Source organism: Bartonella sp. AP65SXKL (assembly GCF_042195725.1).
GTDB lineage: Bacteria > Pseudomonadota > Alphaproteobacteria > Rhizobiales > Rhizobiaceae > Bartonella.
The window spans coordinates 1-600 of the sequence record NZ_JBHIOW010000111.1; the positions used below are offsets into that span (position 1 = coordinate 1).

The following is a 600-nucleotide window of genomic DNA, read 5'->3' on the forward strand; positions in this document are numbered from 1 at the left end:
CTATTAAAAAAAGGGGAAATTATTGAGCTCTTAACAAAACAGCTTGCGTTAAAAAAAGAACAACTTTCACAAATAGAAAAAGCCTATCAGGCTATAACAAAGAGTCAGAAAACAAACCCAAAGCAAATAGACTTTTCTAGTTTTTTTCTCAAAGAACCAGAATCGCTCTATAAGAAGAATCAGCTTTCAACGGAATTATATCAAAAGGCATTGGAGGAAGAAAACAAAATTTCTGGGACTTTTGATCAAGTAGGCAAGTCTATTTTTGCTCGTTTAGAATTTGTATCGACTTTAGATAAAGCGGTAACTTTAAAAACTTTTCAACATGTAGAAAATCGTTTTCAATACCTCAAACAGTTATTCGATGAACTTCAAATAAAAGAAAACCTGAAAGACATTGCTGATCTTCAAGCACATATCGATGGTATATTAGTCATGATCCAAAATGAATCTATAAAGATGCAAATGGTAGCGCATTTACGTGATGCTGAATACTCACTTATCAAAAGGAAAAGACACGAACTTGATATGAAATTTTTTAACCATGAAAAAAAAGAGATGCCTAGCATACGGTGAAAACACTTAGGTAATGTATAAATG

At 32.0% G+C, this 600-nt stretch carries 1 protein-coding gene; it reads left to right on the top strand.

The genetic code is table 11. The annotated features are described in order from the left end of the window. A partial coding sequence (locus tag ACFIMP_RS09930) for a TrbJ/VirB5 family protein (protein ID WP_375654251.1) occupies nt 1–576 on the top strand: 576 nt, incomplete at its 5' end. Nucleotides 577–600 lie beyond the last annotated feature (24 nt).